This window comes from Rossellomorea aquimaris (assembly GCF_001877785.1).
Lineage (GTDB): Bacteria > Bacillota > Bacilli > Bacillales > Bacillaceae_B > Rossellomorea > Rossellomorea aquimaris_A.
Window position 1 is genome coordinate 83,568 of record NZ_MINN01000074.1, and the last position, 14,896, is coordinate 98,463.

At 46.5% G+C, this 14,896-nt stretch carries 12 protein-coding genes; 11 read left to right on the forward strand and 1 reads right to left on the reverse strand.

The features are described 5' to 3' along the window. The first annotated feature begins 340 nt into the window (after positions 1-340). From BHE18_RS04290 to BHE18_RS04300, 3 genes are all read left to right on the forward strand, one after another. Positions 341-1,060, forward strand: coding sequence for a UTRA domain-containing protein (locus tag BHE18_RS04290; RefSeq protein WP_071617398.1), 720 nt, complete (start codon positions 341-343; stop codon positions 1,058-1,060). A gap of 153 nt (positions 1,061-1,213) precedes the next feature. Continuing rightward, entirely contained in the window at positions 1,214-2,014 is an 801-nt protein-coding gene (locus tag BHE18_RS04295) for a DUF6612 family protein (RefSeq protein ID WP_071617399.1), read from the forward strand. An 89-nt stretch (positions 2,015-2,103) separates the two neighbouring features. Beyond that, on the forward strand, positions 2,104-2,496 hold the full coding sequence (locus tag BHE18_RS04300; RefSeq protein WP_071617400.1) for a nucleoside 2-deoxyribosyltransferase: 393 nt from the start codon (positions 2,104-2,106) through the stop codon (positions 2,494-2,496). A 106-nt stretch (positions 2,497-2,602) separates the two neighbouring features. Here BHE18_RS04300 and BHE18_RS04305 read toward each other — a convergent pair whose 3' ends face one another. After that, a complete protein-coding gene (locus tag BHE18_RS04305) occupies positions 2,603-4,330 on the reverse strand; it encodes an amylo-alpha-1,6-glucosidase (protein ID WP_071617401.1) in 1,728 nt (575 codons plus the stop codon). A gap of 125 nt (positions 4,331-4,455) precedes the next feature. Between BHE18_RS04305 and BHE18_RS04310 the strand changes: the two genes are divergently transcribed. From BHE18_RS04310 to BHE18_RS04350, 8 genes are all read left to right on the forward strand, one after another. After that, the gene (locus tag BHE18_RS04310) at positions 4,456-5,949 is read left to right on the forward strand and encodes a PTS transporter subunit EIIC (RefSeq protein WP_083573614.1); all 1,494 of its coding nucleotides are present in this window, start codon (positions 4,456-4,458) and stop codon (positions 5,947-5,949) included. Between the two features lie 413 nt (positions 5,950-6,362). After that, entirely contained in the window at positions 6,363-7,343 is a 981-nt protein-coding gene (locus tag BHE18_RS04320; protein ID WP_235860249.1) for a hypothetical protein, read from the forward strand. A 456-nt stretch (positions 7,344-7,799) separates the two neighbouring features. Continuing rightward, positions 7,800-9,920, forward strand: a complete 2,121-nt coding sequence (locus BHE18_RS04325) for an MMPL family transporter (protein WP_071617403.1) — start codon at positions 7,800-7,802, stop codon at positions 9,918-9,920. 47 nt (positions 9,921-9,967) lie between these two features. Next, positions 9,968-10,639: a response regulator transcription factor gene (locus tag BHE18_RS04330; protein ID WP_071617404.1), complete on the forward strand. Its 672-nt coding sequence runs from the start codon at positions 9,968-9,970 to the stop codon at positions 10,637-10,639. Next, positions 10,636-12,012 (forward strand): sensor histidine kinase, encoded by a 1,377-nt coding sequence (locus tag BHE18_RS04335; protein WP_071617405.1) that lies wholly within the window; start codon positions 10,636-10,638, stop codon positions 12,010-12,012. Before BHE18_RS04330 ends, BHE18_RS04335 begins: the two co-directional genes overlap by 4 nt. Positions 12,013-12,034: 22 nt before the next feature. Beyond that, a complete protein-coding gene (locus BHE18_RS04340; RefSeq protein ID WP_071617406.1) occupies positions 12,035-12,430 on the forward strand; it encodes a hypothetical protein in 396 nt (131 codons plus the stop codon). A 108-nt stretch (positions 12,431-12,538) separates the two neighbouring features. Beyond that, positions 12,539-13,363, forward strand: coding sequence for an SDR family oxidoreductase (locus BHE18_RS04345; RefSeq protein ID WP_071617407.1), 825 nt, complete (start codon positions 12,539-12,541; stop codon positions 13,361-13,363). Positions 13,364-13,610: 247 nt separating this feature from the next. Continuing rightward, the gene (locus tag BHE18_RS04350; protein ID WP_071617408.1) at positions 13,611-14,828 is read left to right on the forward strand and encodes an MFS transporter; all 1,218 of its coding nucleotides are present in this window, start codon (positions 13,611-13,613) and stop codon (positions 14,826-14,828) included. The last annotated feature ends 68 nt before the right edge of the window (positions 14,829-14,896 follow it).

The window sequence follows — 14,896 nt, forward strand, 5'->3', positions numbered from 1 at the left end:
TCGTTAGAGGACTCTTGATAGAGTTTTAATGAGGAATGTGGCAGGTGAAAATGGGAAATAATTGGTTATTCTTTCGATTTTGGTAGTTAATCTTCGAATTTAAGTAGATAATCTTTTAATTTCCACCTTTAATCTTCTAATTCACCCGATTATTCTTTCAATTCTCCGAATAGTTCAGTCATTTACCAAAATAATCCATAATATCAGGCTGTGGAAGTCCAAGATGAAATTCGTAACCACCGGGACAGGGACAACGATATTAGTGAACCGGGGTACCTGTCCCCATGGATTTTATGGTACTATCTCATTAAGAAGATCAAGTGCAGTACAGGAGGCAATCATGCCAAAGACGAAATACATAGAAATTTATGAAGACCTGAAACATAAGATCGAACAGAATCGTTATGAGTACCAGCAGCTTCTTCCATCGGAGAACACACTGGTCAGGGAGTATGGATGCTCGCGGAATACGGTGCGGCGTGCGATCGGGAACCTGGTGAGCGACGGGTATGTCCAGACGAAGCACGGTCAGGGCGTGCGTGTCATCTATCAGGATTTTAAGCAGAATGAGTATATGTTCGGGGAGACGGAGTCCTTCAAGGAGTTTGCCCGGCGGAATCATAAGAAGCATGAGACAAAGGTGATTGTGTTTGAGGAGCTGACGGTTGATGACGAAATTCATATGCAAACGCTGATTCCGGTCGGGGTTGAGGTGTATCATCTGAAGAGGGTCCGTTATCTTGACGGTAACCCAGTCATCATGGACCACAACTATTTCCGGAAGGATGTCGTGAAGGGACTGACCGTCGAAATCGCGGAGGATTCGATTTATGAGTATCTGGATCGTGAACTTGATCAGCGTGCGGTCACGGCGAAGAGGAAGATGGTGGTGGAACGGACGACAGAAGAGGATGAAAAGTATTTAAACCTTGATGGATTCAACAGTGTCGTCGTGGTGACGAGCCATATCTTCAACTCGGATGGTGTCATGTTCGAACGTACCCAGTCCCGTCATACGCCCGGGAACTTTGTGTTTTTTGATCAAACGCGGAGGAAGTAGAAATACGGAGGCGGCTTGATCCCCGCGGGAGATCGGCCGGTTATGTCGAGTTGACTTCAGTAAATGGGATTCAGGCGCTGGAAATTGTCTGGAGAACTCTCTCAATGTGAGGGTGGTTCTCCTTTTACTTTTAGTAAACATACAGGGGGAAAAATGAAGAAATTATTTTTAACATCACTCGCAATAAGTACTTTGACTCTCGGATTGTCAGCGTGTTCACCAAAGCCAGAGACACCGGAGGAAATCCTTGATGCTTCCATCAAGGCGATGAAAGAAACGAATAGTTTTCGTATAGATATGAATATTGACCAGGATCTCACATACGGACCTCCAAGCGGTGAACCCGATAAACAGACAGCAGAGATTGTGACGGATTACGTCAAGGAGCCGGAAGGATTGCATCTCAACACACATATGAATGTGGCCGGTCCAAAAGTTGATGCAGAAATGTATTTTGCAGAAGGCGAAGTGTATACGACTTCTTCAAGGTGGGACCATTGGTACAAAGGGAAGGAGAATGGTTATCAGCCATCCCTGGATACGGTCAGGAGGATGGTGGACCTAGATAAGAGACTGGAATGGTTAAAAACTCATTCAGAAGAAATGGAAGTGAAGGAAGAGGATGATCAATGGGTCCTTACATTCAGCGGTGAAGGTGAAAAATTCAATCGCTTCACTGAATTCATACTGGATCTTTCCAAACCGGCACTCTATCAATCCCTATACTTAGAAGATATTAAAACGAACGACCTGAATTACAAAATTTATATTGATCGGAAAAGCTTCCTGCCCGCCGAGTCTGAAATCAACATTGATATCGAAATGATGAATGAACTCGATGGTAATGAGATGGCCGCCATTCAAACCATTAAAGAGACTTACACGAAGATGGACGAAATTGAGGCAGTTACCATTCCTTCAGAGGTGAAGGATACGGCGAAGGATAAGTTTTAGTTCAGGGAAATATCGAAGAGTTACTAATCGCTGATTCTTTTGTGAAAAAGAAACACGACTCGTCTACTCTATAAAAGGGAGAAGGATTTATGGAGAAATTCTACATTGCATCCAGCTTTCGCAACATTGATGCAGTTCGTTATGTTACCAGCAAATTAGTGGGCAGCGGTTATATTCATACATACGATTGGACCACCAGTGAAAAGGTAAAAGATTCATTAACATTGGAAGATCTAAAAACAATCGGAGAGAATGAGAAAAAGGCTGTCATGGAATCTGATTTTATTGTTGTTTTATTACCTGGCGGGAAAGGGACACATATTGAATTGGGTATTGCCATCGGCCAGGGAAAGCGGATCTTTCTTTATTCGCCGGACAGAGATATTGATAACGTGGAAACGACGAGTACGTTTTATCACTTACCTGAGGTGAAGAAGTGTTACGGGACACTTGATGATTTATTGAAAGAGATTTCAGGGTGAATGGATTTCTCCTGAGGCTTTCTGAAGAAACAAAATAGTTAAGTAGAAAAACCCAGGACAAAAAATCCTGGGTTTTTCTACTGTCTAAAAGTCTCTTGAACTACGCCTATTCTGCCAGCTTCCCGGCCAAATGAATAAACACACTCGACGTCCATGTATGCGCAAGATCCCTCAATCCTTCACCGGTCTCTGCATGGAAGTTTTCCGCGAATCCTCCGTGTTTGCAAAGTTCGAGGAATTTCCAGGCCACGTCTTTAGCGAGTTCATGTTCCCCGCATTCTTCAAATACTTCCACGAACAAAAGTGTGGTCGGCGCCCAGATCGGGCCGCGCCAGTAGGCATCCTCTTCATAAAGGGGGCTGTCGATCGCTTCGGAGGCAATTCCCCATTTGGTCAGATAGCGGTCGCTCTTCAGGGTGTCGATCATTTTTCTGCGTGCAGCTTCCGGAAGTTTGTCGCCAAGGATGATCGAGACGAGCGGCAGGCAGCCTTCGCTTTCGATTGATTTTCCATCCCTTGTGAAGCGGGCGACGGGCATGTCATCGACTAAGAAGTAGTTGCAGAATTTCTCCGTGTATCCTTCCGCTTCTTTTTCCCAATGTGCTTGGTCTTCTGTTCGGCCTAACTTTCCTGCCGCGACTGCTAGCATATCCATCGATTTAATCAGGAACGCGGTCAGGTCGGGTGAATCGATGATATCGGCATCCCTGAACACGGTGCTGTTATCCTGGCCGGAATCATTGCCGTGATGATATTCGCAAATGCCGTCGCGGTTGAAGTCCTTGTAATGAAGATAGAATTCTACGTGTCTCTTTATCTGTGAAAAAATGGTCTCCAGCTGTTCGGTGGAGAGGGTCATCTTTTCCATCATCTTCAGAACGAACAAACCCTGCACGGGCGGCTTGGAAAAATTCCAGCGAATTGTCGAGTCGCTGACGGACCCAGGGATCTGTCCTTTCTCGTCCTGGTGGTCGAAAAGAAGCTGAATCTGATCCCAGGCGAGCTCATCGTCTACACCTGCAAGGGCGAGTCCGTTGAAGGCATTGTCCCAGCTCCATACACCCGGGAAGTTCGCATTCGACATGTACATCGCTTTTCTTTTTAACAGTCCCTGCTCATTGACGATGCAGGTCCAGTTCAGATACGCAGCTTCTCTCAGTGTCTGTTCATACCCCTCAGGGACAGCCGGCTGTTTTTCCAAGAATGATAGAAAATGATTCGTGCTTTTTTCGAGTGCCGCCTCGAATGAGTATTCCCGTTCTTCAGGGAACCCGCCATTGGTAGGCACGTCTTCGATGACACACAGGATGTTCCCGGATCCGTCAAGCTGGGTAATGTGTATGGAGGACAGATTATCCGCCTCCACCGTGCTCCCGATTGTGTCCATGAAGACATTCTGCTGAAGGGAGACAGAGCCTTCCGGGGCAAAGATCATGTACTTGGTGAGATTCTTGTAGCTGTTGATCAGGCAGAATTCTTCCCCTGGATTTCCTAGTAGATAATTATATTCGAAGTTAAACACTGGCTGGGTGTCGAGGATGAGCCCGACGTTGTCACCAGTTCCTTTTACAAAAATACGCTCGGAATCCTCGAAGCAGATGTGCAGTTTCCCGCCGTCGAATGAAAGTGAGATACGGAATTCATCTGCTTCATATGTGTAAGGAACGGGTTTGCCGTTCACGGCCGGGATGATTTTGAGGGCATTTTGGTGCTGCTTGGATTTCCCCCGAACCGAGTTCAGGTACAATCCGTTTTTCTCAGGCGTTTCGCTTTCCTGGAAGGTGAGGGCCATATAAGAACCGAAATGGCTCATCGGTGTAATTGTGATATCCATGTTGAACGCTCCTTTTTTCAAAATTGTCTTGACAATGATTGATAACAATTTATACTGTACTATAACGAACTTGTTTAAACAAGTTGAAAATTTTATGAAAGCGATTAATCGAGGAGGTCAAGAAGATGGACTTTAAGGATAATGTTTCTGACATTATAAAGAGCATAGGCGGCGCCGGGAACGTCAGCAGTGCGTCACATTGTGTGACCAGGCTGCGCCTGGTGCTTGCGGATGAGAGTTTGGTAGATTTAGAAGCCCTCGAGGCAAATGAACTTGTGAAGGGGACGTTCTCGGCGAGCGGTCAATTCCAGGTGATCATAGGTCCGGGCATGATTGAAAGGGTTTACAGCGAATTTGTTACGCAAACCGGTGCGGAGGCCGTGACGAAAGACGATATGAAGAAGGAAGTCGCAGAGAAGGGGAATGTAATCCAGAAGGGTGTCCGGGTGCTTGCGGATATCTTCATCCCGATCCTGCCTGCGATCGTTGCAGTCGGGCTGCTGCTTGGGCTGAATAATATGCTCGCCAATCCTGGCATATTTTACGATGAAAAATCACTGCTTGACGTTCACACAGGATGGACAGGCTTTGCCGAGTTCATCAATGTGATTGCCAATACAGCGTTTACATTCCTGCCTGTGCTCATTGCCTGGTCGGCAGCGAAAAAGTTCGGCGGAAGCCCGCTGCTTGGGATCGTACTTGGTTTGTTATTGGTTCACCCATCGTTGATGTCCGCTTATGCGTATGCGGAAAATCCAGGGGACGTTGAATACTGGAGCCTGTTCGGATGGGACATTGCGAAGATCGGCTATCAGGGACAGGTGCTGCCCGTCATTTTTGCGACATGGATCCTGACCTGGTCGGAAAAGCAATTGAAGCGTGTCATCACGGATAATTTACAAATGATTTTTGTGGCACCGCTCGCATTGGTATTCGCGGGGCTGCTGACATTCGGTGTCATCGGACCGATCACCATGACAGGTTCGAACTGGATCACCGACGGCATTCTTTATCTGTTTGAAATATCGCCTGTCATTGCCGGCGCCGTGTATGGATTCATCTCCGGCCCGCTTGTGATCACAGGGATGCATCACATTTTCCTAGGGGTCAACTTGCAAATGGCCGGCACGCTAGGCTATGTCACGTTATGGCCTATCGGGGAAACGGTTACCCTCGCGCAGGGTGCTGCCGCATTGACGATGTTCTTCATTATTAAGCAGAACAAGAAACTGAAAGGTGTGTCCCTGACGGCAACCCTTTCCGCATGGCTCGGGGTCACGGAACCAGCCATCTACGGAATCAATCTCCGATTCCGCTACCCGTTCATCGCAGTCATGATCGGAAGTGCAGTCGGAAGTGCATACTTGGCGGCACAGGGTGTGAAAGCGACATCCGTCGGAGTAGGCGGCTTGTTATCGTTCCTGTCCGTTTATCCGGAACACTGGGCATTCTACTTTACCGGAATGGCGATCACATTTGTCATCACGGTTGGTTTGACGTTTGGGTTCTTTAAGAGTAATTTCTTCGCCGCGAAGACGGCTGATGGAAAAGCTGGTGCTAAGGGTGGTGCTGGTGTGAAGGGTGAGAAGAAGTTGAAAGAGGAAAATGTATCGGTTTGATGATTTTTTACGGGGTACCCAGTGATGGGGCCTCGTTTTTTTGATTGCATATGGTCGAGAGGGTGGGCTCATGCTTTGCTCATTCTTCTCATTGGGGGTATTATTCAAGCCTTTGTTAATTTTATTATCAAAACCGGTCCTCTTATTATCAAAAATCTGGTTATATTATCAAAACCGAACCATCTATTATCAAAAATAGAAATATATTATCAAAAAGGTGAAATTGCGATCATTGTACGCTATGGCGCATCGAAAGTTCAAGGTTAAAACAAATTTCAACTTCCTGGTAATTTCATGCACCGGTTTTCTGTCATAAAGCTCGCTTTTCACAAATATGATTTTTGTAAATTGTCTTAAAATGACCAGATGATAAAGATATGTTAAACATTCAATCGTGAAAGGAACTGGAATGGATGAAACTCAATGAAGGAGATAATTTCAGGGTTGAAGGGAGTAAATCAGCAGAGCATGGACGATTGATAAGAATGCGAAAAATCGGGGGATATGGAGCTGCCTTGGCGGTGATGCCATATCTGCTCATAAAAATCGTTTGGACTCTGGGTTTATTAATTCCAACCGGGCACATGGGCGATCCTAATTGGAGGATGGTCAATGCAGTCACGGCTGTTGTCGCTGCAATTGGAATATTTCTCGCAATCGCATTATGCAGGCCATGGGGGGAGCGGCTTCCTGCCTGGTCAGTGGCTTTGCCTGTATGGATAGGGACAGGACTTCTGGTTCCGATGCTTTTCCTGGCGCCAATCCTCGGTCCTGCCGCCGTGAATCAGGACCAAGCGGCTGGGTCTGCTGACATCTGGACATACGAACAGGTTCTCATCATGCTATCGCTGATTGGTGTAGGTATCTGCTTGCCTGTTGCCTTGGCAGGATACGCTAAAACAAGGTGGCCAGAGGCCCTGGGAGGTCCACTTCACACAGGGGAAGCCCCTGGAAATTCGTACAATTTGCAAATTACTCTTGGCAGAATGGTGGCAGCCGGATGTGTCATACTTGGTGTCTTAAAATTATTTTGGGCAGCTGGAGGCACCATCGGAATCATCCCATCTATGATAGAGGATAGGAATTTGTGGTGGCACCTGCTTACACTTAGTACAGGGGTATGGGCTTTAGCGGGAGCCTGGGGAATTTTGGTGTTGACCTCCCGAAAAGGATCGAGAAGATTCCCACTCCCGATGGCCGCTGCATGGATCTCATCCGGAATGCTCTTTTCATACAATATCTTCGCCAACTTATCCGAACTAATGTACAAGGGGCCGTCTTCACCTGAGTACCCAATAGCCAGGGTGATGACAACAGAAGCAGGTATCATCCTTGGAGTGGCTATGATTTTGATTATTTTAATGGTGCTGCATGACCGGAGACGAGAAGAGTGATTTTACCTCAAATGAAAGACCAGGATATCTTTACAGGAGATATTTCTGAATTAATATAATACAAGTACGGTATAGTGACTCGTCTATTTTGACGAGTTTTTTCATTAAGTAAGTCAATTGATTCGTCAATTCTTGTGACACTTTACAGTAGGAAGAAAGGGAATATGATGCATAAATTACTGTGAACTAATGTAAAGCATTAATTTCTAATTGTATATGCATCTAGCCAACGTTATAAAATGAGGGAGAACTTCTGGGGAAGGCCAAAAGGAACGGCGTACCCACCTAACCCCGCGGACAAGACACAACGACATAAAATGAACAGGGGTAAACGTCCCCGGCTATCGAAAGAACCGGTACATAGGCCACCCATACATCTGTAAACAAAAATTGATATTAAGTTTATGTTGCTGATTTATAATGTGAATCGACATATTAGAAGGAGGTAACATCATAATGAAAAAATGGCTTTATCCCGTTACAGATTGGGTTTCGACGAAGCGGGGGATGTGGATTACGATCATTGCCTGGCTGGTTCTGATGGTCGGGTTGAGTGCGGGGCCGAGTCTTGGTGACTATAAAGTGAGTAATTTTCAGTCACTGCCTGACGACGCTGCGTCCATTATTGCAGAAAACAAAATTGAAGAGTTATTTCCGAATGAGCAGGGAACCCCGGGGATCCTTGTGTTTCATAACGATTCAGGTGATGTGAAGTTAGATGAAGTCAATAAGATTTTAGAAGCGATTAAGGGTGAATATATTAAAGGCATCGATCGCATTGTTGATATCAGTAAGCTTCCCCCGCAGGCGCTGGAAGGATTTACTTCTGAAGACGGTTCAACGGTGATTGTTCCCATGGAACTTAAGAAAGGACTTGGAAACAAGGACTATTCTGAAATCAATGACAGGGCGTCAGAAGTCGGCAATAAGGCTGCCGATTCTTTTGCAGACCTGGAATTTTACATCACCGGTCCCGCGGGGATCGCCGGGGATGCGACAAAACTGTTTGAACAGGCGGATGTCGTCTTACTGCTTGCGACGATTGTGATTGTGCTGGTGCTTTTAATCGTCATTTATCGTTCGCCGCTGCTTGCGTTCATCCCGCTCCTGGCTACGATCATCGTCTATCAGGTGGTGAATCAGAGTGTGGCCCTGATGGGGGCTGCGGGCTTGGAAATAAACAATTCGACGACTTCGATCATGAGTATATTGCTCTTCGCTGCAGTCATTGATTATTCCTTGTTTGTGTTCTCGCGTTACCGTGAGGGTCTTTATCAGGTGGAAAATAAATATACTGCCATGAAGAATGCCATGCGTGCCACCGGTGAGCCTGTGTTTTTTGCAGGGGGAACCGTGATGGCGGCCATGCTGATTTTGTTCTTTGCTGAATTCCGTGATTATCAGAACTTTGCTCCGGTTTTCGGACTGGCGATGTTCTTTATTATGCTTGCATCGATTACGCTTGTTCCTGCGTTATTCACTTTATTCGGACGTAAGGCGTTTTGGCCGAAGGTACCGAAATATGGCGGAGAAGAAGAGTTGAAACACACGTTTTGGAAGTCGGTTGCCCGGTTTGTAATCAGTAAACCTTGGATCAGCGGCGGATTGACGGGGATTTTCCTGGTGGTGACTGCACTCAATGTGATGAACATTGAGTTTGAGTTTGATACCGTGAAGAAATTCCCTGAGGATTTACCTTCCCGGACAGGGTATGAAATTGTAGAATCCCAGTTTGATAAGGGGGAGCTTGCTCCAACTACGCTGCTCATTGAAAGCAATGAGGCTATAACGCCTGAAAAGGCAGATGAAATCAAGAACGAATGGGAGAATATGGATGAGGTCGCTTCCGTCCGGAAGTCGGGGCAAACGGAGGATAACACGGCAGTGAAATACAGTGTCGCTTTATCCATGAATCCATATTCGAAAGATGCCATCGACTTCATGGAAGACCTCACGGGCTCGACCCCTGATAAGCTCAGTGATCTTTCCGTAGATGGAGAGGCTTATTACGCAGGCGTTACGGCCAAGCTTGTGGATGAGAGGACCGTGAATAACAGGGATATCGTGATGATTGTGATCCTTGAAACGGTACTCATACTGGGTCTGTTGGTAGCCCTTACCCGTTCGATAAAATTACCTTTATATATGGTGGGAACCATCTTACTTTCTTATGTCTCCGCGCTGGGACTGGGGATTTTCCTTGTTGATGTGTTGTTCGGTTTTGATGCCATCAGTACACGGGTCCCTGTTTACGCATTCATCTTCCTGGTGGCCCTGGGTGTGGATTATAACATCATCCTGGTATCCCGTTTCATGGAAGAGAGAAAGACACACGGTGTCAAGAAAGGCCTGGAAATTGCGATGACGAACACTGGCGGCGTCATTTCATCTGCCGGGATCATCCTCGCTGCTACATTTGCAGCTTTGACCACGATGCCGATTGCTGATTTATTCGTCTTCGGCTTTATGGTGGCAATGGGAATCCTGTTGGATACTTTCCTGGTTCGCGGTGTGCTGCTGCCTGCATTGATACTGGCATTTGAAAAGGAACATCAAACCTCTCATACTAAGGAATAATAGAGATACGAAGATTGGCTGTCGTATTTGCTTATAGGAGGTCATTTATGAAAATTCTTGTTGTGGATGATGATGTCAATATTCAAAAGCTTGTCTCCATTCATTTAAGCCGCAAGGGCTATCAGGCACTGAAAGCGAATGATGCGGAGGAAGCTCTGGAAATCGTTGAAAAGATGGCTGTTGATCTCGCGGTGGTCGATGTCATGATGCCCGGAATGGATGGGTATGAACTGACCGGGATTTTATCTGATGTTTATGATATTCCGGTCATCCTGTTGACCGCTAAGGGGCAGCTGGATGATAAGGAGCGGGGCTTTCTGTCCGGATCGGAAGATTATATAGTGAAGCCCTTTGAGGTCAAAGAGCTGTTATACCGTGTTGCCGTTGTCTTGCGCCGGGTGGAGCGGGCAATGGATACGTTTATAAGGGCAGGGAATCTGGTGCTTGACCGCAAGAACTTTGAAGTGATGATCAATCAAGAGACGATCCTCTTTCCATTGAAGGAATTTGAATTACTGAGTATCCTCGCTTCGCGGGCGCAGCGGATCACACCCCGTGCTTTGTTGATCGAACAGATTTGGGGAATCGATTATGAAGGAAGCGAACAAACCCTGAATACACATATAAACCGGATCCGTGACCGTATTAAGAAATATGAGGCGGGTGTCGAAATCCAAACGGTCAGAGGGATTGGGTACAAGCTTGAGGTGACCGGATGAGGACGCTGTACAGGAAATTTGTCGCAGCGACGCTCTCGATCCTGAGCATCAGTCTCATCTCAGGTTTGTTTCTGACCAATTGGATATATCTAAACTCCACCAAGCAGAAAATCGACCAACAAAACGTGGGGATTGCTAAAGAAATCGTTGCGAGCATAGAGGGGATGCAGGGCCACCAGACGGCTCTGGCTCCATATTTGGAATCAGTGGGGAAACTGGGTTATCAGGTGCTCGTGATTGATGAGGATGGGGACAAACAATTTTTCGGTGAGGAGTTTGCGAAGACCGAGCTCTCAGGTGAAGCCCGGAAGGTAATGGATGAAAGGGAAATCTATCACGGCATGAGTGAGGATTCCAGCCAAACCTTTATGATGGGACACTTTTCCAATGATGTACGCAATACGGTCGGGGTACCATTCACCTCAAACGGAGAGCAGTTTGCGTTGTTCATGCGCCCGAACAACAAATTGCTATTCTCTGATATTCACATGATCCTTGCATGGTTCATTTTAGCTGTATCTATATTCAGTATCATCGGCATGACCTGGTTTGCGAAGCATTTGATCAAGCCCATCACCCAGTTGACGGAAGCAACCAAAGAATTGACACGTGAGAATTTCAAATATGAGTTGAACATCAGCCGCAGGGATGAAATCGGTCAGCTGGCACAAAGCTTCACCACCATGCAGCGTCAATTGCAGCATAACGATGAAGCCCGTAAATCCTTCATCAGCAATGTGTCCCATGATTTTCAATCACCCCTGATGAATATTCAGGGATACGCCGATTTATTGAAGGCGGGTGTGACCAAGGAAGAGAGCGAGCAGTATCTCGGGATCATTGACGATGAATCAAAGCGGCTTTCCCATGTAACAAAACAGTTATTAATCATTACGTCTCTGGATCAAAAAGCATACCCAATGAAGATTTCAAAGGTTCAGGTGGATGATCAGATCAAGCAGGCGATACGCAGGTATCAATGGCTTATAGAGGAAAAAGAACTGGAAGTCTCCTACAATCTCGCTCCATGTACCTTCAAATATGATGCCGAACTGATGTCCAATGTCTGGGATAACTTCATGACCAACGCCATAAAGTACAGCGGTCAGGGGGACAGCATCTGGATCGGTTTGGAGGAGAAAGAGGAGAATCTTGTGATCACGTTTAAGGATACCGGGATCGGAATGACACAAAACGAAATGGATCAGATCTTTGATCGCTTTTACCGTGTGGATGCAGCGAGGGAGAAGGGCGGGACCGGTCTCGGTCTCTCGATAGTCAAGCAGATCATTGACCTGCACCAAGGAAAGATCAATGTGAAAAGTAAAGCCGGGGAGGGAACGATCTTCACGATCACCCTTCCTGTTATATAAAATGGATAATGGAGGAGAAAAAATGGAACAAGTTTGGAGTTTGAGATTGATACGATTTGCAGCTGTCTTTGGCATCATCGGTACGTATTTGGGGTCGCATATGGCCGGGGTGATGGACTATGCACTCAAACCGATTCATGCCCACATCCTGCTGGTCGGCTGGCTTTCCGTTTTTGCCTGGGGAATTTTCTACAAGGTATATACGGTCAAATATAAAAAAATGGTGGCAATTCACAGCATTTTCGGGATGGCCGGAGCTCTCGGTCTGACGGTGGGTATGTGGATGTACAACCTGAATCCCTTTCAACTGAATGAAGCATTCATCACTGTGTTTTTCATTGTAGGGGGAACCTTGCTCCTGCTGGCCTTTCTATTGTTTGCGGTGATTACTTTCATGGTGGAAAGAAAAGCAGTATAGGATCAGCTCCACTCTATCAATGGCTGCCTGAACGGCGATTTTATGTTTAGTCTTTCACAAACCAGGATAAATCCTCTATATGACTTACTAAATCAGGAGGCTGTTAAAATGGGAAGACTGAATCAAAAAATCACCGTGATCACAGGGGCTGCGACCGGAATCGGGGAAGCCGTTGCCAATGTTTTTGCAGAAGAAGGGGCTGTGGTCATCTGTGCGGATGTGGATGAATTCCAGGTGAGGAAGACGGCTGAAGACATCAAATCGAAAGAAGGAACGGCAGAGGCCTATCACCTCGATGTATCGAGCGAGGAGAGTGTGAAGAAATTTGCCGAGTATTTGAAGGACACGTACGGGAAGATCGATGTCCTCTTTAACAATGCAGGCGTGGATGAACAGGGAGGGAAGGTCCATGAATATCCGGTCGAACTATTTGATAAAATCATTGCAGTCGACCTGCGGGGGACGTTCCTTGTCAGTAAATATCTGATTCCGCTCATGCTTGAAAACGGAGGCAGTATAATCAACAACGGTTCAATGTCCGGTCATGCAGCCGACCTGGACCGCTCTGGTTATAACGCAGCAAAAGGCGGCATCATCAACTTCACAAAGGCGATGGCAATCGATTACGCGCGACACGGGATCCGGGTCAACTCCCTGTCTCCAGGTACGATCGAAACACCGCTTATTGATAAACTCGTCGGAAGCAAGCAGGACGACATGGGGCAGAAATTCAGGGACGCCAACCGATGGATCACCCCGATTGGCCGCCTCGGCAGCCCCCGCGATATGGCCACCGTCGCCCTTTTCCTGGCCTCGGATGACAGCGCATATGTGACAGGCGAAGACATCAAGGCGGACGGCGGCATCATGGCGTATACATGGCCCGGTAAGATGTTGATTGAAGAGGAAGAGTGGAAGAAGGGTACGGAATAGAATAGTTTGGTGAGGCTCCTTGTCTTTTGGCAGGGGGCTTTTTATATGGAATGGAGGAACTTTGGAAGATTATGGTTTAATTATCAGAATAGTCATGATATAATCACCCGTAAAGAAAGGAAGGGAGACAACCCATGATTAAAATCATTTATCTCAATCCATTCGATCATTAGAGTGCTGTCTACGTTTGGAAGCCTCCTTGATTTTTACTAGTAATGTCTAGTAATAAACTATAGGAGGAACCAATATGAATAGACAGTTGACGATATTATTGATTGGAAGAATAATCACGAATTTTGCGGACAGTTTTTATATGATCGCGACTATTTGGTATGTGAAATCACTGACGGGTTCACCGTTTCTGATTGGTTTGACGAGTGCGGTGGCGATTCTGCCGGTGACGATACAATTCCTGTACGGACCGGTAATCGATCGATTTTCAAAAAAGACCATTCTCTACGCGGCGATGTTCGGGCAGGGGGCACTGATAAGCGTCATTTCGATCCTTTATTACTCAAATATCCTGTGGCTGCCGGTGCTGTTTCTGATGATGTTCATGGCACTTTCCTTATCAGAAAGTACATACCCGACCGAAAGTGCGTTGATTGAGCGGCTTGCGCCAAAGGAAAAACTGACAAAAGTGAACGCCTTCTTTTCATTTTCGTATCAGACACTCGATATCATATGTGATGCAGTTTCAGGCATCCTGATCGCATTTGTCGGACTTGGCGTCATTTATATGACAAACAGTGTGCTGCTGGTGATGACCGGGCTCATGTTCCTTGTATACTTGAAGGTGCCTAAATCTGAAAAGGAATCTCAAGTCTCTGCATTAGGTTTCTTTAAGCAGTATAAGGAAGATTTCAAAGAGGGCTTCGGGGTCGTCAGGTCGAAGCGCAAATTGTTAAGCATCATGTTCGGAGTGATGGGCATTAATCTGATGGCGACCATGGGACTGGCGATGCTCCCGGTCATTTCGGATACATCCGCTGAATACGGATTCTGGCTGACTGCCATATCCGTCGGCACCCTGACCGGGACCCTCCTTTCGAGCAGGGTGGAAAAGATCCCGCTCAACCGGATCTTGCCAATTGTCGCCGTCTGGTCCGGCGTATTCTGGCTGCTGGCTTTCACTTTCAGGGGCGCCTGGTTCCTGCCGTACCTGTTCTTCGCCTTCTCATGGGCGGGGATCGGCATCTTAAGCATCTATATCCAGACCATGATCCAGGTCAATCTGCCAAGAAACCATGTCGGTATTGGATTTGCATTTATTTCATCGCTGCTTGGATCGCTGAGTCCCCTCGGTTTCTTCCTGGGCGGAGTGATCGGTGAATTGACTTCGGGGATATTTCTGCTGAGCATATCGGGGACAGGGTATCTTTTGTTTTCAATTTACTTCCTGGTGAATCCCAAATTGAGGACGTTGGATGGCCCATTGAATGTCGGTTTTGAGGAATCGGCTTGAGGAAGTACGGGTAACTGGTTTCCTAGAAATTGCAGATAGTAGAGTATAAAATCAATTCGGTTTTATAC

Excerpts from the sequence above, each read along its gene's own strand:
- BHE18_RS04290 (WP_071617398.1), top strand. The coding sequence starts at position 341 with ATGCCAAAGACGAAATACATAGAAATTTATGAAGACCTGAAACATAAG.
- BHE18_RS04295 (WP_071617399.1), top strand. The coding sequence starts at position 1,214 with ATGAAGAAATTATTTTTAACATCACTCGCAATAAGTACTTTGACTCTC.
- BHE18_RS04300 (WP_071617400.1), top strand. The coding sequence starts at position 2,104 with ATGGAGAAATTCTACATTGCATCCAGCTTTCGCAACATTGATGCAGTT.
- BHE18_RS04305 (WP_071617401.1), bottom strand. The coding sequence starts at position 4,330 with ATGGATATCACAATTACACCGATGAGCCATTTCGGTTCTTATATGGCC.
- BHE18_RS04310 (WP_083573614.1), top strand. The coding sequence starts at position 4,456 with ATGGACTTTAAGGATAATGTTTCTGACATTATAAAGAGCATAGGCGGC.
- BHE18_RS04320 (WP_235860249.1), top strand. The coding sequence starts at position 6,363 with ATGAAACTCAATGAAGGAGATAATTTCAGGGTTGAAGGGAGTAAATCA.
- BHE18_RS04325 (WP_071617403.1), top strand. The coding sequence starts at position 7,800 with ATGAAAAAATGGCTTTATCCCGTTACAGATTGGGTTTCGACGAAGCGG.
- BHE18_RS04330 (WP_071617404.1), top strand. The coding sequence starts at position 9,968 with ATGAAAATTCTTGTTGTGGATGATGATGTCAATATTCAAAAGCTTGTC.
- BHE18_RS04335 (WP_071617405.1), top strand. The coding sequence starts at position 10,636 with ATGAGGACGCTGTACAGGAAATTTGTCGCAGCGACGCTCTCGATCCTG.
- BHE18_RS04340 (WP_071617406.1), top strand. The coding sequence starts at position 12,035 with ATGGAACAAGTTTGGAGTTTGAGATTGATACGATTTGCAGCTGTCTTT.
- BHE18_RS04345 (WP_071617407.1), top strand. The coding sequence starts at position 12,539 with ATGGGAAGACTGAATCAAAAAATCACCGTGATCACAGGGGCTGCGACC.
- BHE18_RS04350 (WP_071617408.1), top strand. The coding sequence starts at position 13,611 with ATGAATAGACAGTTGACGATATTATTGATTGGAAGAATAATCACGAAT.